Source organism: Parafrankia sp. EUN1f, assembly GCF_000177675.1.
Classification (GTDB): domain Bacteria; phylum Actinomycetota; class Actinomycetes; order Frankiales; family Frankiaceae; genus Parafrankia.
Genome location: NZ_ADGX01000017.1, coordinates 1 through 18,080 on the forward strand (window position 1 = coordinate 1; position 18,080 = coordinate 18,080).

An 18,080-nucleotide genomic window follows, 5' to 3' on the forward strand; every position below is an offset into this window, starting at 1 on the left:
CGGACGCGCTGCGGGTTCTCGCGGCGCGCTACCGGGACCGGCTGGCCACCCTCCCGGACGATGCCTACCCGGCGTTCGCCTACACGGCGACCGTGGGCCGGGCGCGCCACGCCGTCCGTGCCCGGGTGCTCGCCGCCAGCCGGCCGCAGGCCATCGCGGCGCTCGACGCGATCGCCGCCGGCGCCCCCGCGGAGCCCGACGACGGCGAGCTGACGGAGCTGCCCCGCGCCGTCGTCGACCTGCCGCACTATCCGTGGGAGCGGCGCCGCTACGCGATCGTCCCGGCCGGTGGTGCGCAGACCCCCAGCCGTCGCCTCACCACCGTCTGACCCGCGGCGCGAACGGCCCCGTTCAGCTCGCGCGTCTTCTCGCGCAGCGCCTCAGCAGTCCCCCATCTGCGTCTGATCATGGTGCGTCACACTCCTGCCCCGCTCCGCTCGGGTATCCGAAGAATCGAAGGGTGACGAGCGAAGGGTTGAGGATCTTGGTCGTTCCGGCAGCCAAGGTCCTCAACTCTTGCTCGGCGGCAACGGTAACCTTGGCGGCGGCCCGAATTCGCGGCTTGAAGCGCTGAGGATTTTGGTCGTTCCAACAGCCGAAATCCTCAACTCTTGCTTGGCGGCAATGTCAAACTGAAGATCGCGATTCTGCTGCGGGCTCTCCGGCAACCAGAATCCTCAGGTCCTGCTCGGCAGCGGCGGCAGGAAGGAACCACTGAGGCTCAGGACACCAGCGGTCCTCGCGACGCCCAGCCTTCTGGGGGTTGCGAGGACTGTGGCGTTTTCGGGTGCGTCAGCCGGCGAGACCGAGGCCGGCGGTGCCGAGGCCCGTGGGGACGTCGACCGGGGGGCCGGTGACCTCCGCGCCGAGCACCGCGGTCAGCTCGGCGCGGGACGCCACGTTCACCTTCGCGAAGATGGCCTTGGTGTGGTCGCGCACGGTGTGCTGGGAGATCCCCAGCCTGCGGGCGATCCGGTCGGTGCCGTGCCCGGCGACGAGCAGCTCGGCCAGCTGGCGTTCGCGCGAGGTGAGGCCGTAGAGGGCCAGCATCACCGGCAGCAGGTCGGCGCGGCTCGCGGGTTCCAGCACGACGGCGGTGCGCGCCGCGCCGGCGCCGCCGTGCGCCGGCGAGGAGACCAGCACCTCGCCCTGCACCAGCAGCCAGCCGCCACCCGGCAGCGACATTCGCAGCCGCGCCGGTCGGGGCGGGCCACCCCCGGCGGCGTTCGCCTGGGCCTGCACGGCCACCATCGTGACGGACACCGGCAGTTCGGGGGGTTCGACCGGGCTGATGCGTCGCAGCCAGCGGTCCGCCTCCGCGGTGGAGGCCTCGAGGCGGCCCGCGGCGTCCAGCACCAGCGTGCCGGAGCCCGCCAGCGGGGTGCGCGGCGGTGGGGTGCGGGCCAGGCCGGACCGCAGGCCGTGGCCCAGATGGCGGGCGATCGAGGCGACGTAGCGGACCTCGGCGGCGGTGAAGTCGGGCTCGTCGTCGGCACGCCGCAGACAGCCCATGCCCCAGGTGGCGCTACCATCTCGGGCGAGCAGCCGCAGCTCGTCGCGCAGCCCCAGCGGCTCGTAGACGGACCGGTGCCGGGTGGCGCGGTCCAGCTCGCCGCCGGTGGAGGCTGCGAGGGACACCGCGCAGCGCCCGGATCGGTCGAGGTCGAGGAACCCGTTGACGCCGGTGCCCGCCAGCTCGTCGTGCAGGTCGTCGGCGCGCAGGCAGACCTTGGGACCGACGGCGTGCAGCCGGGTCGGCAGCAGCGTCTCGGGGTCGGTCGTCATCCACGAGCCGGCGTCGTAGGGAACCACGCGGCGGACGCGCTCGGCGACCTCGGCGACGAGGTCCTCCGGGGCGATGCGTTGCTCGCACAGGTCCGCGATCCCCTCGCGAACGGCACTGGCGCGGATTCCGAGGGCAGGTTTCGCCACGCCCGCCATCTTACCTCACCACACCGATCGAAAAAATCCCCAAAGTTGGGGGGGTCCGCGAGGCCCCTAGTTGCGGGATGGGCGCGCCGGCCGGTCCCCGCAATTATGACGGGTACTGAATGAGCCTTTTCCGTCGTCGGCTTGGACGCGCGGTGGCCTTGGCCGTGTCCCGTGAGATGGAAAAAGCTCCATAGAGGAGGGGATTCCTCATGGCGATCACCGTTTACGGCGCGAGTGGATACACCGGGCGGCTGGTGGCCGCCGGGCTTCGGCGCCGCGGATTCTCCGTCGTGCTGGCCGGCCGGGACGGTGACCGGCTGCGGGCGCTGGCGACGGAGTTGGCCGCCACGGAGCCGGGTGATTCCGTCGACGGCCGGGACGTCGAGATAGGGACACGCCAGGTCGGCGTCGACGACCCGGCGGCCTTGGCGGAGGCCTTCCGCGGCAGCGACGTCGTCGTCAACGTGGCGGGACCGTTCGCCCTGGTGGGTGAACCGGTTGTCCGGGCCGCGATCGACGCGGGCGTGCACTATATCGACACGACCGCCGAGCAGCTGTTCGTGAAGAAGGTCTTCGACGAGTACTCCGGCCCCGCCGAGAACGCCGGGGTGACCGTCGTCCCGTCCGTCGGCTTCGACATCGTTCCCGGCGATCTGCTGGCGAACGTGGTCGGTCGTCGGGTCGAGCGGGCGACCGAGCTCCTCGTGGCCTACGACGTGCGCGACTGGGACATGACCCGGGGCACCGTCCGGTCGGCCTTCGGCGCGCTGACCAGCGGCAGCTTCGTCTACAGCGACGGTGAATGGCGGCCCGGCGACGGCACGACGCCCTACGAGGCGGTGACATTCCCGGGGAACGCGGAGCCGACGCCGGTCATCAACTGGGCGGGCCCCGAGGTCGTCACCGTCCCCCGGCACGTGCCGACCGACCGGCTGTCGGTGGTCATCAACGCCAGCATCGTCACGCCGGAGTTCCTGCAGCTGCTCCAGCTGCCCGCCGAGACCGTCGCGACCATCATCGACGGCCTCGCCGAGGGCCCGGACGAGACCCGCCGCGCGGCGGCCAGGTTCACCATCGTTGCGGAGGCCACCGGTGCCGACGGCCGCCGTGCCCGCGGTGTCCTGCACGCCAGCGACATCTACGGGTCGACCGCGGTGATCGTGGCGGAGGCCGTCCGCCGGCTGCTCGCCGAGCCGCCCCGCGCCGGTGTGCTCAGCCCCGCCCAGGCGTTCGACGCCGCGAGCTTCCTCGACTTCCTCGTTCCGCATGGTTACTCCTGGGCCGTGGAGACGCCGGCGGACGCGCCTGCCGCGCAGTAGCGGAATCGGCCGCGGGTCCGGGCGGGGAAACGACCGCCCGGACCCGCGGCCCGGAAACTGAGCCGTTTCCATCGTCGACTCGAAACCGCGGCGCCCTGACCACGCACCGTGAGATGGAAAAGGCTCATTGGTGACATTCGCTCGAAAGGAATTCGCAACCCATGACGGAAAAGCAGGAGTCCGGGGCGGCGGTGCGGGCCGTCGACGGGCCGGCGCGCGAGCCGGCCGCCGGGAGCTCTGCGCTGTCGAGCTCGGTGCCCCCGAACCAGGCGCCATCGAGTCCAGCGTCGTTCGTCTGGACGTCCGTTCACACGATCGCGTTGACGCTGTTGTGTGTCGCGGCGATGCTCGAAACCCTCGACATCACGATCGTGAATGTCGCGCTGCCCAGCATCCAGGACGATCTCGGTTTCTCCCAGGGCGACCTGCCGTGGGTGGTGAACGCGTACACGGTGGCGTTCGGCGGTTTCCTGCTGCTCGGTGGCCGGACCGGTGACGTGTTCGGCCAGCGGAGGATATTCGTCGGGGGAATCGCCCTGTTCCTGGCCGGCTCGCTCGCCGCGGGCCTGTCGCAGGACGCGGGCGGCCTCGTCGCCACCCGGGCGCTGCAGGGCCTGGCCGGAGCGTTCAGCATCCCGATGACGCTGGCCATGATCGCGTCGATCTTCCCGGCGGGCCCGGCCCGCAACAAGGCGCTGGCGGTCTGGGGTACCGCCGCCGGCGTGAGCAGCGCCCTGGGCGTGGTGCTGGGCGGCGTGCTCGTCAACGGGCCCGGCTGGCGGTGGATCTTCCTGCTGAACGTGCCGGTGTGCGCGCTCATCCTGGCCGGTGCCACCCGCTACCTGCCCGTGGACCGCACGACCCGGTCGCACCGCTTCGACGTCGTCGGCGCGCTCGTCTCCACCGGCGGCACCGCGCTGCTGATCTACGGGGTGCTGCAGGCCAGCGAGCACGAATGGGGGTCCGGGCGGACGATCGGCCTGCTCGCCGGCGCCGGCGTGCTCCTCGCCTACTTCGTCGTCCACGAGCTGTTCGTCGCGGCCGAGCCGCTGATGACGTTCTCGCTGTTCCGCAACCGTTCGGTGTCCGGCGCGAACGCGGTCCAGGCGCTCGTCGCGGTCGCGCTGTGGGCGATGCTGTTCTTCGTCACCCTGTACGCGCAGGAGGTACTGCACTACTCGCCGCTGAAGACCGGCCTCGCCTACCTGCCGCTCGCCGTGACCCTGTTGGTCGCCGCGCCGTTCGGCCCGCTGCTCGTCCCGAAGATCGGCATCCGCGCCGTCGTCGCCATCGGCTGCGCGATCGTCGCCGGCGGTCTGCTGTTGTTCACCGGGATCTCGCCGGACGGCGGTCTGGGCATGAACATCATCCTCCCGTCCGTGGTCGTCAGCCTCGGGTTCGCGATCCTGTTCGTCCCGATCAACATCGCCGCGGTGACGGGCGTGCCCGCCCAGAGCACGGGCATCGCCGCGGCGCTGCTGAACGTCAGCCGCTACGTCGGGGGATCGCTCGGCTTCGCGGTCATCGCGACGCTCGCCGAGAGCCGGACGGACGACGCGGTCCGTGCCGGTGACGCGGCGGCGGTCGCGCTCACCGAGGGGTTCAAGCTCGGCTTCGTCATCACCGCGGTGACCATGGTCGTCGGGGTGCTGGCCGCGCTGCTGCTGTTTCGCGAGGACGGTCGAGGCGAGAAGGTGGACCTCGCGGCGGTGCAGTCCGCCGCGATCGAGGGCGGCGGCTGACCGGGCCCGGGTCTGGGCCCGGGCACGGACAGCCCCTGGGCGGGTCGGGACGAATCCGTGGCCGGCCCGGCCCGGGGAGGTCAGCCGGCGAGCCGGGCCATGCCCATGTGCCGGTCGCCGACCAGGATCGCCCGCTGCACGTCCTGTAGGGAGCGGCAGGGCTCCAGGCCCAGCTCGTCGCGCAGCCGGGTGCGGGCCGTCCGGTAGACATCGAGTGCGTCGGCGACCCGCTCGGCCCGGTACAGCGCAACCATGAGATGGCGGTAGAACGGCTCGTGCAGCGGGTGCTCGGTGATGAGTGAGTACAGCCTGGGCACGAGCCGGCGGTGGCGGCCAAGCTCGAGCTCCGCCTCCAGGTTGGCCTCGAGGCAGCCCAGCCGCTGTTCGGCCAGCCAGGTGTCATACCAGACGATCATCGGGCTGGCGGTCGGCCGGCCGAGCAGCTGGCCCCGCCACAGCCCGAGCGCCCGGTCGAAGCAGGCCACGGCCTCCGTGTACTTCTTCAGTCGGACGTGCTCGTGCCCGCGCGCGGCCAGGTCCAGGAAGTCGTGGGCGTCGAGCGTGTCGTCGCCCAGATCCAGCAGATAGCCCGGGGCCCGGGTCACGATCGGGCTGTCCGTCCGGTCCGGCCGGGCGAGGAACTTGCGCAGGTTCGACACCATCACGTGGATGCCGGCGTTCGCGCTCCGTGGCGCGGCCGCCCCCCAGATCTCGTTGATGAGCTGGTCGGCCGACACCACTTCGTTCGGGCGGACCAGGAGGGTGGCCAGCAGGGTCTCCATCTTGGGGGCGCTGATGAAGCAGTGGCCGTCCTGCTTCGTCACCCGAAGAGGTCCGAGGATCTCGTATCTCATTGTTGTCCCATCGTGTCTCGTGGGGCGGTGCGTGCGGGCACGAATCGGTGTCCGGTTCCGCGTGACGGCGCGGCGGAGAGATCAGGGCTCGGATGGTCTGCAGAAATCACCAGGTGTTTCGGTGCCGGCGGGCCGGAGAAAACCCGGGATCCGGGGCGCGTTGAACTGCGGCGCGACGCTCCTTCAATAATTGCCTGAGAATTGTCCGCAGGGTACCCCTGAAGACCCCCTAGGCAACCCCTATACAGCTTCTTTCTGTCGTAATGTTAACCGGAAATGTCAGGGCCTTTTCCTTCTCCCGGTGGTATGGGTAGCCGCGAGGATGAGTAGGTGACGGAATAGGTTCGCTGATGGTGACCGATGTCACGCCGTACTGGTCGCGGTGGATCGTGGATTGTGGAATATCGGCGCCGGCGCCTACGCGGGATCTTCGCGGGCGAACTGCGTGAAAGCGGCACGCAGGCCGGCGCGGCCTTTCAGTCCGAGTTTGCGGTAAACCCGGGTGAGATGCTGCTCGACCGTACTCACGGTGATGTGCAGGATTCTGGCGATCTCCCGGTTGGTACCGCCCAGTGCCGCCTGCACCGCGACCTGATGTTCGGCCGAGGTGAGTGGGTCGCCCTCCGCACCGGGCGACCCGATCCGCAGCCGCAGCAGCGCGACCGTCGCCCGTTGGACGTCGTCGGAGCAGGCCAGGTGGGCCAGCCGCAGGCACCCGGCGGCGAAGTGCCGATCGCGGTCGAGGGCCTCCTCGATCGCCCGGCACAGCACGGCGAACGCCCACGGTCCCGGCTGGCGGTGCGCGGCGATCAGGTGCGCGGCGACGGTGCGCGCCGGCGCGCCGTCGATGTGCAGCAGGCGGGCAGCTTGCTGGTGCAGGTGCGCCCGTTCGTCCGGGGACATCTCGGCGAGCACCGCGGCCCGGGCGGCCGGATGCCGGAACCGGCCCGCGCCCAGCAGGCCGGCACGTTCCAGCAGGCCGGCACGGTCCAGCAGGTCCAGGGCCCGTTCGACGGTCGGCTCGTCCGCGTCGACGAGCTGGCGTAGCGACGCGGACGAGTCGGACTCGGCGAGGATCGCCAGCCCGCGGGCGACCTGGAGCAGGTCGGGCCCGCCGCGGTGAAGGCAGGTCAGGTAGGCCTGGCCGAAGGCCGTGCCGGCAACCGGCTCGGCGACCTGGGCGAGTCCGGTGAGCTCGGTGAGCTCGGTGAGTTCGGCCGGTTCGGCCGGTTCGGGTTCGGTGGGTTCGGGGAGCCCGGTGGGTTCGGGGAGTGCGGTGGGTTCGGGGAGTGCGGTGGGTTCGGGGAGTGCGGTGGGTTGCCCGGCCACGGCGGCGGCGTCCTCGATCAGAGCACGCAGCAGCAGCGGGTTCCCGCCGCTGACGTGGTGCCAGCGCGCGGTCGGGACCGCGTCGACGGACCGTCGGAGCCGGGTTTCGAGCAACTCGGCCACCCCCTGCGGTGACAGCGGGGAGACCTGGATCCGGTGGCAGTGGGGCTGGCGCAACAGGTCGATGTGCCAGGAGGCCCGCCGAGCGTCCGTCCCCACGTGCCCGATGTTCTCGCTGACGACCATCAGCACTCGCGACGCACGCAGCCAGCCGCCGAAGTACGCCAGGCAGCGCAGCGACGCCACGTCGGCGAACTGCAGGTCGTCGACACCGATGACGACCGGGACCCGGCGCGCCAGCGTGTCGACCACCGACCACAGGTCGTGCACGGCGCTGGTCGACAGCTGGTCGGCGGGGCCCTCGTCGGTGTCGGTGCGGGCTGCGGGGGCAGCGCCGGCGGCGGCGCGCCAGGCGAGGTCGCCCTCGGGGCCTGAAAGCGGTGGTGCGCGGAAAAACTGGCGCACCAGGGCCAGGGGTTTGTCGCGTTCGGCGGGGGAGGCGAGCGCGGTCAGCACCACCGCGCCCGTCGCCGCCGCATCCTCGACCAGGGCGTTCAACAGTTCGGTCTTGCCGGTCGCGACCGCCCCGGTGAGCACTACGACGCTGCCGGCCCCGAGCCTGCCGCGGGCCAGCAGCCGGGTGAACACCGCGATCTCCGCGGCCCGTTCGATCAGGCCGTGAGGACGCCGCGCCGCCTTCCCACCTGTGGGTCCCTCTCCGACCGCCAACGCGCTAGCGGGCCATCGCCCGTGTGGTGGACCCGGCGGGCCGGGGGACGGCGGCGAGCAGCTCCCGGGTGTACGGGTGCGCGGGCTGTGCGAAGACCCGCCCGAGCTCCCCGGACTCGACGACCCTGCCGTCGCGCATCACCAGGAGCCGGTCGCCGACCTGGTGGATCACCGCCAGGTCATGGGAGATGAACAGCATCGCCACCCCGAGGTCGCGTTGCAGGTCGGCGAGCAGGTCGAGGATCTGGGCCTGGATCGACACGTCCAGGGCGGACACCGGCTCGTCACAGACGAGCAGCGCCGGCTCCGGCGCCAGCGCCCGCGCGATCGCCACCCGCTGGCGCTGTCCGCCGGAGAGGTCCCGCGGCCGCCGTCCCAGCAGGTTCGCGCCGAGCCCCACCTGGTCGAGCAGGACGGCGACCCGGTCCCGCCGGGCCCGCCGCCCGCCCCGGCGGTGGGTGCCCGCCACCGCCTCCCCGACGATCCGCTCGACGGTGTACCGGGGATCGAAGGAGCTCAGCGGATCCTGCTGGACGGCCTGTATACGGCGGCGGTGCGGCCGGCGGTCGCGCTCGAGCACCCCGTCCCCGTTCCACGGGGCACCGGCGAAACGGACCGTGCCGGCGTCCGGTGTGAGCAGGCCCAGCACGATGCGGGCCACCGTCGTCTTCCCCGACCCGGACTCGCCGACGACGCCGAGCGTCTCGCCGGCGCGCAGCTGGAACGACACGTCGTCGACGGCGTGCTGCCAGGCCCCGCCGGGGCCGCGGAACCGCTTGGAGAGACCGTCGACGTCGAGGAGGACCTCGCCGCGGGCGCCCGCGGTGGGCACGTTCGCGGTGGGCAGGCTCCCGGTCGGCACGTGTGCGAGCGGCGGCGGTTTGGCAACGGTCAGAACGGCAGCTCCGGCAGCTCCGGCAGCTCCAGCGGAACCGGCGGGACCGGCGGAACCGGCGGGACCGGCCGGTCCGAACTGGTCGGACGGGCCCGCCGGGCCGGACTGGTCGGACTGGTCGGGGGTCGGCGCGGGGTGCCAGCACAGGACGCTGTGCCCGGGGTCGGCCTCGGCCGGGGGCGGGAGCTCCGTCCGGCAGCGTTCGTCCGCCAGCAGGCAGCGGGCCGCGTACGGGCAGCCGCCCGGACCGGCCCCGGGCTGGCGGGGCACCGGGACCGCCAGCCGGCTCCGCCTGGTGCGCAGCGTGGGGACGGCCGCGAGCAGCGCCTGGGTGTAGGGATGCCGCGGGTCGCGCAGCACCTGCGCCGCTGGTCCGCCTTCGACGATCAGCCCCCCGTACATGACGGCGATCCGGTCGGCGATGCCGGCCACGACGGCGAGGTCGTGGCTGATCAGCAGGAGTGCCAGGCCTTCCTGCCGGAGCCGTCGCAGCAGATCGAGCACCTGGGCCTGCACGGTCACGTCCAGGGCGGTGGTCGGTTCGTCGGCGAGCAGCAGCCGCGGTCCGGCCGCGACCGCGGACGCGATCAGCGCCCGCTGCCGCAGTCCGCCGGAGAGCTGGTGGGGGTACTGGCGGGCGCGCCGGGCCGGATCCGGCACGCCGACGTCGGCCAGCGTGTCCCTGACCCGCCCGGCGACCTCGTCCCGCGCGGCAAGCCGGTGGACGCGCAGCGGCTCGGCGACCTCCGCGCCCACCGTTCGCAGCGGGTCCAGGGACACCAGCGCGTCCTGCAGCACCAGCCCGATGTGCCGTCCGCGCACCGCCCGCCAGCGTGCCTCGGTGAGCGTGGTCAGGTCGGTGCCGTCGAAGGACAGCCGGCGGGCGCGCACCGTCGAACGCCCACCGGTCAGGCCGATCAACGTGCGAGCGGTGACGCTCTTCCCGGACCCGGACTCGCCCACGATCGCCAGGCACTCGCCGCGGTCGAGGGTGAACGACACGTCCCGCACCGCGTGCACCCGCTCGCCACCCACCTGGAAGGTCACGTCGAGTCCGTCGACGACCAGCAGCGGCCCGTTCACCGGCCCGTTCACCGGCTCGCCCGCCAGTCGACCCGTCCGGCGAAGCGGGCCTGCGCGTACCGGCCGACGACCGTCACCGCGATCACGGTTCCGGTGATCGCCGCACCCGGGAACACCCCTGTCCACCAGGCCGTCTGGAGGAAGTCGCGGCCCTCGGCCAGCATCAGGCCCCACTCCGAGTTCGGTGGGCTCGACCCGAGGCCGAGGAAGCTCAACGCGGACGCGTACATGAGCGCGGTGCCGAACCCGACCGTGGCCAGGACCAGCACCGGGCCGAGCGCGTTGGGCAGGACATGGCGCGCGATCACCACACCGCGACGCAGGCCGAGCCCGACCGCGGCCTCGACGTAGCCGGAGCGCAGCACCACCATCGCCTCGGTGCGCACCAGCCGTCCGTACACCGGGACGAGGGCGATCGCGATCGCGATCACGGTGTTCGTCGTCCCGGCTCCGAGCACGGCGACCACCAGCAGCGCGAGCAGGATTGGGGGCAGTGCGAGCAGCACGTCCGTCAGCCAGGTGAGGATCCGCTCCGCGCCGCGCCCGCCGAGCACCGTGGCCAGGCCGAGCACCACGCCACCGGTGACGGCGAGGCCGATCGCGGCGAGGCCGAGCAGCAGTGACGTGCGGGCCCCGTAGACGACGCGGGTGAACACGTCGCGGCCGAGCTGGTCCGTGCCGAACCAGTGGCCCGCTCCCGGTCCGACCAGTGCCTGCCCGGGGTCGATGTCGGTTGGCGCGCCGTCGGTCAGCAGCCCCGGCGCGACCGCGACGAAGGCAGCCAGCGCCAGCACCGCGGCCGCGACGACAACACCCGGCCGGGGGACCGACAAGCCGCGTGGACCCGGACGCCGGGCGCCGCCCGTGACCACGGTGTCGATGCCCGCCCCGGTGTCGATGCCCGTCCCGGTGTCGATGCCCGTCCCGGTTTCGATGTCCGTCTCGGTGTCGATGTCCGTCACAGCGCCGCCGCCGTCCGCAGCCTCGGGTCGAGCGCCAGCTGCACCAGGTCCACCAGGATGAACACGACGGCCACCACCGTGGCGGTCAGCAGGACCACGCCCAGCACGACCGGCATGTCCCGGCTGGACACTGCCTGCAGCAGCAGCGAACCGAGGCCGGGGCGACCGAAGACGGTCTCCACCAGCACCGCGCCGCCCAGCAGCGAACCCGTCACCCAGCCGGTCAGCGTGAGCAGCGGGGCCGCCGCGTGCCGGACCGCGTGCCGCAGTCGCACCCCGATCCGGCTGCGGCCCCGGGCCCGGGCGGCGACGACGAACGGCTGCTCCAGCGCCGTCTCGATTCCCTCCCGCAGCACCTGCGCCAGCACCCCGGCGACGGGCAGCGCGAGGGTGACCGCCGGCAGCACCAGCGCCGTGAGGTCCTGCGCACCCGCCACCGGGAAGAGGTTCAGGCGGAACGAGAACACCGTCAGCAGCACGATCCCCAGCCAGAACTGCGGGGTGGACAGCGCCACCAGCTCCGCCAGCGTGACCACGGCGCGCAGTGCCGAGCGGCGGCCCGCCGTGACCACCGCGGAGACCACCGCGATGACCACGGCGAGGGTGACGCTCGCCGCGACGAGCTGCACCGTCGGCCACAGCTGCTCCTCGATGAGCGTGGTGACCGGCTGCTGGAGCTGGTAGGAGCGGCCCAGGTCACCCGTCACCAGATCGCCCAGGTAGTGCAGATAGCGCACCGGTACCGGCTCGTCGAACCCGAAGTCGACCCTGATCTGCTCCCGGACCTGCGGGGACGCCGACGTGGCCGGCCCCAGCATGACCGCCACCGGGTCCCCGGGCAGCAGCTGCAACGCGGCGAACGCGAGGGTCGCCGCCCCGAAGACGACCGCGCCCGCGCGGGCGAGCCGCCGCCCGACCGCGCGCAGCACGACCCACCTCCGTGGCCGAACGGGTTCGACGGCCTTCACTGAGCCTTTTCCCTCTCACGTTTGTCGAGCGCTGTATCCACAGGCCGGAGCCGACGAGGGAAAAGGCTCATTTCCGGTCGCGCCAGGCGTCGTAGAACAGCGGCCAGGCGTTCGTGTCGAAAGCGATCCCGTGGACGTGCTTGCCGGCGGCGAGGATGGACGACGGTGTGTAGACGGGCACGACCGCGCCGATCTTGACCACCCGCTGCTGGGTGCGCCCGTAGACGTCGTCCCGAACCTTCTCGTCGAAGGTGCCCGCACCGGTCGTCGTCCAGGTGTCCACCTCGGGGTCCTTCACGAACGCGGCGTTCTGGCCGCCGCCGGCCAGGGCGCTGGCCGAGTGGAAGAACAGCCGCAGCACGTCCGGCTCGAACCGGGCCCAGCTGAAGTCCAGGACCGCGTACTTGCCCGCGTACGCCTCCTTCAGGTAGGTGCCGGCGTCGAGCGACGGACGGGTGAGCTCGATGCCGATCTTCTTGAGGTCCTCCTGGAACGCCTGGCCGAGGACGTCACGCTGTTCGCGGACGGTGGCCGGGATGATCGGCCAGGCGACGGTGAGCCGGCGGCCGTCACGGGTGCGGTAGCCGTCGGCGTCACGGCCCGTCCAGCCTGCCTCGTCGAGCAGCTGGTTGGCCTTGGCCGGGTCGTAGGGCCAGCTGTTCTCGAGGCTCTTGTCGTAGGAGGGCGTGACCGCGGTGAGCGGGCTCCAGGAACGCTTGTACTGGCCGAAGTAGACGGTCTTCACGTCCTGGTCGATGTTCAGGCCACGCTGGAAGGCGACGCGCACCCGCTCGTCGGTGAACGGTGCCAGCGTGGTGTTCAGGTAGAGGCTGTACGGCGAGCCCGCGGCGTCGCGGCGCAGCACCTGCAGGCGCCCGTTCGCCTCGACCGCGGCGACGTTCGCCGGCGGCACCGCACCGGCGACGTCGATCTGGCCGCTGGTCAGCGAGCCGATCCGGGTGGAGTTCTCCTTGAGGATGCGGATCGTCAACGTGTCCAGGTAGGCGGCGCCGGTGTGCTTCGCGGTCGCCGGTGCCCAGCTGTACGCCGGGTTCTTCGTCAGGACGATGCTCTGGCCCTTGGTGTAGCTGGTGAAGGTGAACGGCCCCGTGCCGACCGCCACCGGGCCGCCGCCGCACAGCTTGTCCGCGTCGGCGGTGAGCGTCTTCGGCGAGTAGAAGCCGAGATAGGCGGTGCTGGCCGCCTGCAGGAACGGCGCGAAGGGCTGGGCGAAGTTCACCCGGGCGGTGAACTCGTCGACGACGTCGGTGCCGGTGTAGCTGCCGAGCAGGCTCGCGGCGTACCGCGACTTCGTCGTGGGCGCCTTGATGTGGTCGAAGTTCGCCTTCACCGCGGCGGCGTCGAAACGGGTGCCGTCGGTGAACGTGACGTCCTGGCGGAGCTTGAAGGTGTAGCTCTTCAGGTCCGGCGAGGTCTCCCAGGAGCTCGCCAGCCACGGGTGGAACTTGCCGGACTCGTCCTCGGCGACGAGCGAGTCGAACACGTTGCGCTGGATGGCCGCGGTGATGTCCTGCGGGCTGACGTGGATGTCGAAGCAGGTCGGCTCGGTGTCGATCGCGTAGGTGACCGACCCGCCCGCGACCGGCTTCTCGGCGGTGCCGGTGCCCGTGCCGGCGGCGCCCGGAGCGGGGTCGTCGTCGGAGCCGCAGGCGGTGAGCAGGAGTCCCGCGGCGAGCGTCGCCGCCACCGCGAGTCGTAGGGGCCGTGCCACTGGACGTCCGGGTCTGGGGAAACGCATGGGTGAACTCCGAGGGTGTTGGGACGAGCTTCGTCAGGAAGGGGAGGAGGCCCCCACGCCGAGCCGGGCGAGGAGCTCGGCGCGCAGCTCGACGAACGCCGGGTCGGTCACGCTGCGCGGCCGCGGCAGCGTGACGTCCACGCTGTGCGAGATCACGCCGTCCTCCATGACCAGCGCCCGGTCGGCGAGCAGCAACGCCTCCTCGACGTCGTGCGTGACCAGCAGGATCGCCGGGCGGTGCCGCTGCCACAGCTGCTCGACCAGGCTCTGCACGCGGATCCGGGTCAGGGCGTCGAGCGCGCCGAACGGCTCGTCGAGCAGCATCAGCTCGGGGTCGCGCACGAGCGCCCGGGCCAGCGACGCGCGCTGCGCCTCCCCGCCGGAGAGCGTCTTGGGCCAGGCGTCGGCACGGTGGGCCAGCCCGACCTCCTCCAGCGCCGCGAGTGCGCGGGCCCGGTCGGGCCGGCCCGGCAGGCCGAGCACGACGTTGCGCCACACCCGTTTCCAGGGCAGCAGCCGCGGCGACTGGAAGGCCACCGCGCGCCGGGACGCGATCCGGACCTCGCCGCTGATCTCGTTGTCGAGGTCGGCGAGGATCCGCAGCAGGGTGCTCTTGCCGCAGCCGCTGCGGCCGAGCAGGGTGACGAACTGCCCCGCCGGGACGGACAGGCTGAGGTCGTCGATGACCGTGGTGTCGCCGAAGGAGCGGCGCAGGTTGCGGACGACGACCGCGGGTGGGGCTTCGGTGCCCCCTCCGGTGGCGGTCACGCTCCGCTGAAGGCCGGTCGCCATGACAGCAGCAGCCTTTCGAGTAGTCGGACGACGGCGTCGACGGCGAGCCCGAGAAGGGCGTAGACCACGAGGCAGACGACGATGATGTCGGTGCGCTGGAACTCCTGGGCCCGGTTCATCAGGTGCCCCAGGCCCCGGTTGGCGTTGATCTGCTCGGCGAAGATGAGCGCGAGCCACGCGATCCCGAGGGAGAACCGCAGACCGACCAGGACGTTCGGCAACGCCCCCGGCAGGATGACGTGCCGGATCAGCCCGGCCCGGCCGAGCCCCACCGTGCGCGCGGCCTCGACGAGGGTCGCGTCGACGTTCCGGATTCCGGCGTAGGTGTTGAGGTAGAGCGGGAACGCGACGCCGAAGGCGACGAGGGCGGTCTTCGGCCGCTCCCCGATGCCGAACCAGATGATGAAAAGCGGGATGAGGCCCACGAAGGGAACAGTGCGGATCATCTGGACGGCGGCGTCGATGAGGTCCTCACCGAGCCGGAAGAGCCCGGCCAGCAGCGCCAGCGTGATGCCGATGAAACCGCCCAGCAGCAGCCCGGTGCCGGCGCGCCGTAGCGATACCAGAATGGCCTTGGGAAGTTCACCGTTGCCCACCAGATCGGCGAACGTCGTTACCACTGTCCACGGCGAGGCGAGAAGTTCGGTGGACGCGCTGCCGGTCCACACCGCGATCTGCCATGCGGCCAGCAGACACAACGGTCCCACCGGACGTCGCACCCAACGGGGTACTCCCCGCCGCCGTGCACCGGCGGGCACGACGGTTGTCAGAACCGGCGCCACCTCGACCGGTGTTCCCTGTGCTCCGGTTGCTCCGGGTTCTCCGGATCTTCCCGGTGAATCAGTTTTCTCAGTGCCCTCGGGGGGCGTTCCGTTCTCGCCGTCCTTGCCGGCGGGAAAGGTCTGGATGGTCACGAATTCTCCCGTCGCGGGCGCACGAGTCATCGCCGTGAAGAGCCGTCACGGTCGCCGGTGAGAACGGGAAAGAGAAAGGCGACGGCGGTAGCCGTCTCGGTGAGCCTTTTCCATCTCACGGTCCACGGGCACGGATGCCGCGGGTCCGAGTCGCCGATGGAAATGCCTAGTCGTCGGCCCGGTGCCGTGGACATGCGGCGGACTTGATCCGCTGAAGGTCAATGTGACTCCGGGTAACCAGTTGCGCCGATCTGTACACGGGAGCAACCGAAACATGTCTGACGTGCCAGGTCAATGGGGATCAATGTGTGATGCAAGTCACTTCTTCACTTTTTAGATCGTCAAAGAAGCATTACGGACAGTTCTGTACTGTGCTCGGTGGGACGCAGCCGTGGTGAGGCTGAGCCGGTCTGTCATCGCCCTGTCACCAGGTCGCCCGGTCCGCTCTGGTGTGCTGCCCGTCCCAGCCCGATTTCCTGACCTCGGAGCGTTGTGCGATGTTGCGCGTGTTCAGACTGCTCGGATCCCGGCTGCGGGTCGGCGTCGCGGCACTGGTGGCCGTCGTGGCTGTCGTGGCCGTCGCCGCCTGCGGGTCGGATTCCGACGACGGCCCGGCGGCTACGACAGCCACCGGGCGGCCCGACCTCTCCCGCGTGACCCTGCGGGTGGCCGACCAGGTCGGCCAGCTGAAGGCACTGCTCGAGGCCTCGGACGCCCTGGCGGGCGTCCCCTACAAGATCGAATGGTCTGACTTCTCCGCCGCCGCACCGCTGCTGCAGGCACTACGCGCCGGCGCGGCCGACATCGGGCAGGCCGGTGACGCGCCCATCCTCAACGCGCTCGGCGCCGGCGCGCCGCTGAAGGTCGTCGGGGCGACCCGTGCCTCCGCCAAGGGCGTCGCGATCCTCGTTCCCAAGGACTCGCCGATCCGTACCGTCGCAGACCTGCGTGGCAAGACGGTGTCCCCGTCGACCGAGGGCAGCATCGGGCACTACCTGCTGCTCGGCGCGCTCAAGGAGGCGGGGCTGACCCCCGACGACCTGACGATCTCGTTCCTGGCCCCGCCGGCGGCGTCGGCTGCCTTCGATGCCGGGCAGATCGACGCCTGGGTGACCTGGGATCCCTACGTCGCGCTCGCCGAACGCAAGGGCGCCCGCATCGTCCGCGACGGCGAGGGGATCAACAGCGGCCTGGGCTTCGTCGTAGCCACCGAGGACGCGGTCGAGGACGCGGGCACCAAGGCGGCGATCGCCGACTTCCTGACCCGGCAGCGCAACGCGTTCACCTGGTCGAACCAGAAGCCGGAGGAGTTCTCGAAGATCTTCGCATCGCTGACGAAACTGCCCGAGCCGGTGGCCCTCGACGTGGTCAAGCGCCGCCAGTGGAGCGCACCGCCGATCGACGACCAGATCGTCAGTCAGTTCCAGAAGACCGCCGACGTCTACGCCGAGGCCGGTGTGCTCGAGAAGAAGATCGACGTGAAGCCGTTCTTCGTCCGCTCCCTGACCTCCTGACGAGGGTCGCGAACGGGGCCGCTCGCCGGGCCCGCCTGCTCCGGGACGTCACCACCCCCGTGGGGCGCGCTGGCTGTGGACATGTCCAGCCAGCGCGCCCTCGGGCATGGTGCGGGCGAATCGGCCCACTGACAGCCCGGTGAGCACGGCGTGAGCCGAGATCAACCGGTGTGTGTGCAGCCGGAGACGAACTTGTCGAAGGGAAGGCTGTCGGCGCTGCCCAGGATGAGCTTGACGTTGGCGGACCACTGGTCCGAGGTCACGGTGTCGGACCAGGCGGCGTGGACGCTGTCCCAGACCTGCTCGGCGACGGGGACGGGTACGTTCAGCAGGGTTCCGATGATCTTCGCCCCGGCGGTGCGGTTCGCGTTGTCCTGAAGCCAGCTGTTCGCCTGCGTCATGGCGGTGCAGAAGTTCTTCACCACCGCCGGGTGGCTCTCGCGGAACTTGGTGGTGGTCGACCAGAAGGACTGCAGACCCACCTTGCCGAGCTGGCCGGCGGTTCCCTGCAGCGAACCGGCGAGGACACGCAGGTCGATGCCGTGGGCTCCGGCCGCGGCGACCGCGTCGGAGGAGAAGACCGTCGCGTCGATCTGGTTGTGCCGTAGGGCCAGTTCCTGGCTGACCAGGTCACCGACGGCGACGAAGGTGACCTGGTCGGGCTTGATCCCGCCCGCCTGCAGAACGTACTGGGCGAACTTCTCGGTGAAGGCCCCGCGCGCGGTCACCCCGATCTTCTTGCCCACCAGTGCGTGGATGTCGGTGATTCCGCCGGTGGTGGGCGTGACCACCGCCATGTCGAGCCGGCCGAAGGGCGGCAGGGCGACGAGCGGTTCTCCCTGCTGCATCGCGGGGAAGGCGTTGGGGGGACCGCGACGGCGATCTGGGTGGTACCCCCGATCAGCCCGGCCAGCAGTTCGGGACCGGACTTGGCCTTGACGGTCGTCACGTTCAGGCCGGCGTCGCGGAAGAAGCCCTGCTCCTGGGCGACGGCGAACGGAAGGGTCAGCGCGCTGGTCGGGAAGTTTCCCACGGTGACGGTGGTGAGCGCGGCACTCGCATCGGCCTGGGTGGCGCTCGGGGTGGAGGAGCCGCATCCGAGCAGGCTGGTTCCCAGCGCGATCAGGCTGACAGCTACGAAGGCGGACCGTCTCGCGATGTTCATCTTCTTCTTCCTGTGAGTCCGGTTCTGCGCCCGTTTCAGGGCAGGGTGAACAGACCTCCCCGG

The 18,080-nt window shown here is 71.4% G+C and carries 14 protein-coding genes and 2 pseudogenes; 5 read left to right on the forward strand and 11 right to left on the reverse strand.

The window, feature by feature from the left end:
* Positions 1-329 (forward strand): annotated as a pseudogene (locus FREUN1FDRAFT_RS07125) (hypothetical protein); the annotation flags it as partial.
* A gap of 463 nt (positions 330-792) precedes the next feature.
* Here the strand turns inward: FREUN1FDRAFT_RS07125 and FREUN1FDRAFT_RS07130 are convergent.
* Positions 793-1,941, reverse strand: coding sequence for a helix-turn-helix transcriptional regulator (locus FREUN1FDRAFT_RS07130; RefSeq protein WP_006539311.1), 1,149 nt, complete (start codon positions 1,939-1,941; stop codon positions 793-795).
* Positions 1,942-2,141: 200 nt separating this feature from the next.
* Between FREUN1FDRAFT_RS07130 and FREUN1FDRAFT_RS07135 the strand changes: the two genes are divergently transcribed.
* Together FREUN1FDRAFT_RS07135 and FREUN1FDRAFT_RS07140 are read left to right on the forward strand one after the other, a co-directional pair.
* Positions 2,142-3,251: a trans-acting enoyl reductase family protein gene (locus tag FREUN1FDRAFT_RS07135; protein ID WP_006539312.1), complete on the forward strand. Its 1,110-nt coding sequence runs from the start codon at positions 2,142-2,144 to the stop codon at positions 3,249-3,251.
* A 161-nt stretch (positions 3,252-3,412) separates the two neighbouring features.
* Positions 3,413-4,993: an MFS transporter gene (locus tag FREUN1FDRAFT_RS07140; RefSeq protein ID WP_006539313.1), complete on the forward strand. Its 1,581-nt coding sequence runs from the start codon at positions 3,413-3,415 to the stop codon at positions 4,991-4,993.
* A gap of 80 nt (positions 4,994-5,073) precedes the next feature.
* On the opposite strand, the gene FREUN1FDRAFT_RS07145 is transcribed toward FREUN1FDRAFT_RS07140, so the two are convergent.
* The 8 genes from FREUN1FDRAFT_RS07145 to FREUN1FDRAFT_RS07180 form a co-directional block, all read right to left on the reverse strand.
* Entirely contained in the window at positions 5,074-5,847 is a 774-nt protein-coding gene (locus FREUN1FDRAFT_RS07145) for an AfsR/SARP family transcriptional regulator (protein ID WP_006539314.1), read from the reverse strand.
* A gap of 417 nt (positions 5,848-6,264) precedes the next feature.
* The gene (locus FREUN1FDRAFT_RS07150) at positions 6,265-7,965 is read right to left on the reverse strand and encodes a LuxR family transcriptional regulator (protein WP_035950520.1); all 1,701 of its coding nucleotides are present in this window, start codon (positions 7,963-7,965) and stop codon (positions 6,265-6,267) included.
* A 4-nt stretch (positions 7,966-7,969) separates the two neighbouring features.
* The gene (locus FREUN1FDRAFT_RS07155) at positions 7,970-9,955 is read right to left on the reverse strand and encodes an ABC transporter ATP-binding protein (protein ID WP_006539316.1); all 1,986 of its coding nucleotides are present in this window, start codon (positions 9,953-9,955) and stop codon (positions 7,970-7,972) included.
* Positions 9,952-10,905 (reverse strand): ABC transporter permease, encoded by a 954-nt coding sequence (locus tag FREUN1FDRAFT_RS07160; protein ID WP_006539317.1) that lies wholly within the window; start codon positions 10,903-10,905, stop codon positions 9,952-9,954. The genes FREUN1FDRAFT_RS07155 and FREUN1FDRAFT_RS07160 overlap by 4 nt, the downstream gene beginning before the upstream one ends.
* Positions 10,902-11,834, reverse strand: a complete 933-nt coding sequence (locus tag FREUN1FDRAFT_RS07165) for an ABC transporter permease (RefSeq protein ID WP_006539318.1) — start codon at positions 11,832-11,834, stop codon at positions 10,902-10,904. Before FREUN1FDRAFT_RS07165 ends, FREUN1FDRAFT_RS07160 begins: the two co-directional genes overlap by 4 nt.
* A 106-nt stretch (positions 11,835-11,940) precedes the next feature.
* On the reverse strand, positions 11,941-13,632 hold the full coding sequence (locus FREUN1FDRAFT_RS07170) for an ABC transporter substrate-binding protein (protein WP_006539319.1): 1,692 nt from the start codon (positions 13,630-13,632) through the stop codon (positions 11,941-11,943).
* 33 nt (positions 13,633-13,665) lie between these two features.
* The gene (locus FREUN1FDRAFT_RS07175) at positions 13,666-14,424 is read right to left on the reverse strand and encodes an ABC transporter ATP-binding protein (RefSeq protein ID WP_006539320.1); all 759 of its coding nucleotides are present in this window, start codon (positions 14,422-14,424) and stop codon (positions 13,666-13,668) included.
* The gene (locus FREUN1FDRAFT_RS07180; RefSeq protein ID WP_006539321.1) at positions 14,397-15,338 is read right to left on the reverse strand and encodes an ABC transporter permease; all 942 of its coding nucleotides are present in this window, start codon (positions 15,336-15,338) and stop codon (positions 14,397-14,399) included. Before FREUN1FDRAFT_RS07180 ends, FREUN1FDRAFT_RS07175 begins: the two co-directional genes overlap by 28 nt.
* A gap of 497 nt (positions 15,339-15,835) precedes the next feature.
* Between FREUN1FDRAFT_RS07180 and FREUN1FDRAFT_RS07185 the strand changes: the two genes are divergently transcribed.
* Entirely contained in the window at positions 15,836-16,852 is a 1,017-nt protein-coding gene (locus FREUN1FDRAFT_RS07185; protein WP_006539322.1) for an ABC transporter substrate-binding protein, read from the forward strand.
* A 161-nt stretch (positions 16,853-17,013) separates the two neighbouring features.
* On the opposite strand, the pseudogene FREUN1FDRAFT_RS07190 reads toward FREUN1FDRAFT_RS07185, so the two are convergent.
* Both FREUN1FDRAFT_RS07190 and FREUN1FDRAFT_RS47940 read right to left on the reverse strand, forming a co-directional pair.
* Positions 17,014-17,685: pseudogene (locus tag FREUN1FDRAFT_RS07190) on the reverse strand (ABC transporter substrate-binding protein); the annotation flags it as partial.
* On the reverse strand, positions 17,577-17,885 hold the full coding sequence (locus FREUN1FDRAFT_RS47940) for an ABC transporter substrate-binding protein (RefSeq protein WP_369809775.1): 309 nt from the start codon (positions 17,883-17,885) through the stop codon (positions 17,577-17,579). The gene FREUN1FDRAFT_RS47940 and the pseudogene FREUN1FDRAFT_RS07190, both read right to left, overlap by 109 nt.
* On the opposite strand from FREUN1FDRAFT_RS47940, the gene FREUN1FDRAFT_RS44975 reads away from it, so the two are divergent.
* Positions 17,788-18,033, forward strand: a complete 246-nt coding sequence (locus FREUN1FDRAFT_RS44975; RefSeq protein WP_035950524.1) for a hypothetical protein — start codon at positions 17,788-17,790, stop codon at positions 18,031-18,033. The genes FREUN1FDRAFT_RS47940 and FREUN1FDRAFT_RS44975 overlap by 98 nt on opposite strands.
* The last annotated feature ends 47 nt before the right edge of the window (positions 18,034-18,080 follow it).

Excerpts from the sequence above, each read along its gene's own strand:
- FREUN1FDRAFT_RS07130 (WP_006539311.1), bottom strand. The coding sequence starts at position 1,941 with ATGGCGGGCGTGGCGAAACCTGCCCTCGGAATCCGCGCCAGTGCCGTT.
- FREUN1FDRAFT_RS07135 (WP_006539312.1), top strand. The coding sequence starts at position 2,142 with ATGGCGATCACCGTTTACGGCGCGAGTGGATACACCGGGCGGCTGGTG.
- FREUN1FDRAFT_RS07185 (WP_006539322.1), top strand. The coding sequence starts at position 15,836 with ATGTTGCGCGTGTTCAGACTGCTCGGATCCCGGCTGCGGGTCGGCGTC.
- FREUN1FDRAFT_RS07170 (WP_006539319.1), bottom strand. The coding sequence starts at position 13,632 with ATGCGTTTCCCCAGACCCGGACGTCCAGTGGCACGGCCCCTACGACTC.
- FREUN1FDRAFT_RS07145 (WP_006539314.1), bottom strand. The coding sequence starts at position 5,847 with ATGAGATACGAGATCCTCGGACCTCTTCGGGTGACGAAGCAGGACGGC.
- FREUN1FDRAFT_RS07175 (WP_006539320.1), bottom strand. The coding sequence starts at position 14,424 with ATGGCGACCGGCCTTCAGCGGAGCGTGACCGCCACCGGAGGGGGCACC.
- FREUN1FDRAFT_RS07140 (WP_006539313.1), top strand. The coding sequence starts at position 3,413 with ATGACGGAAAAGCAGGAGTCCGGGGCGGCGGTGCGGGCCGTCGACGGG.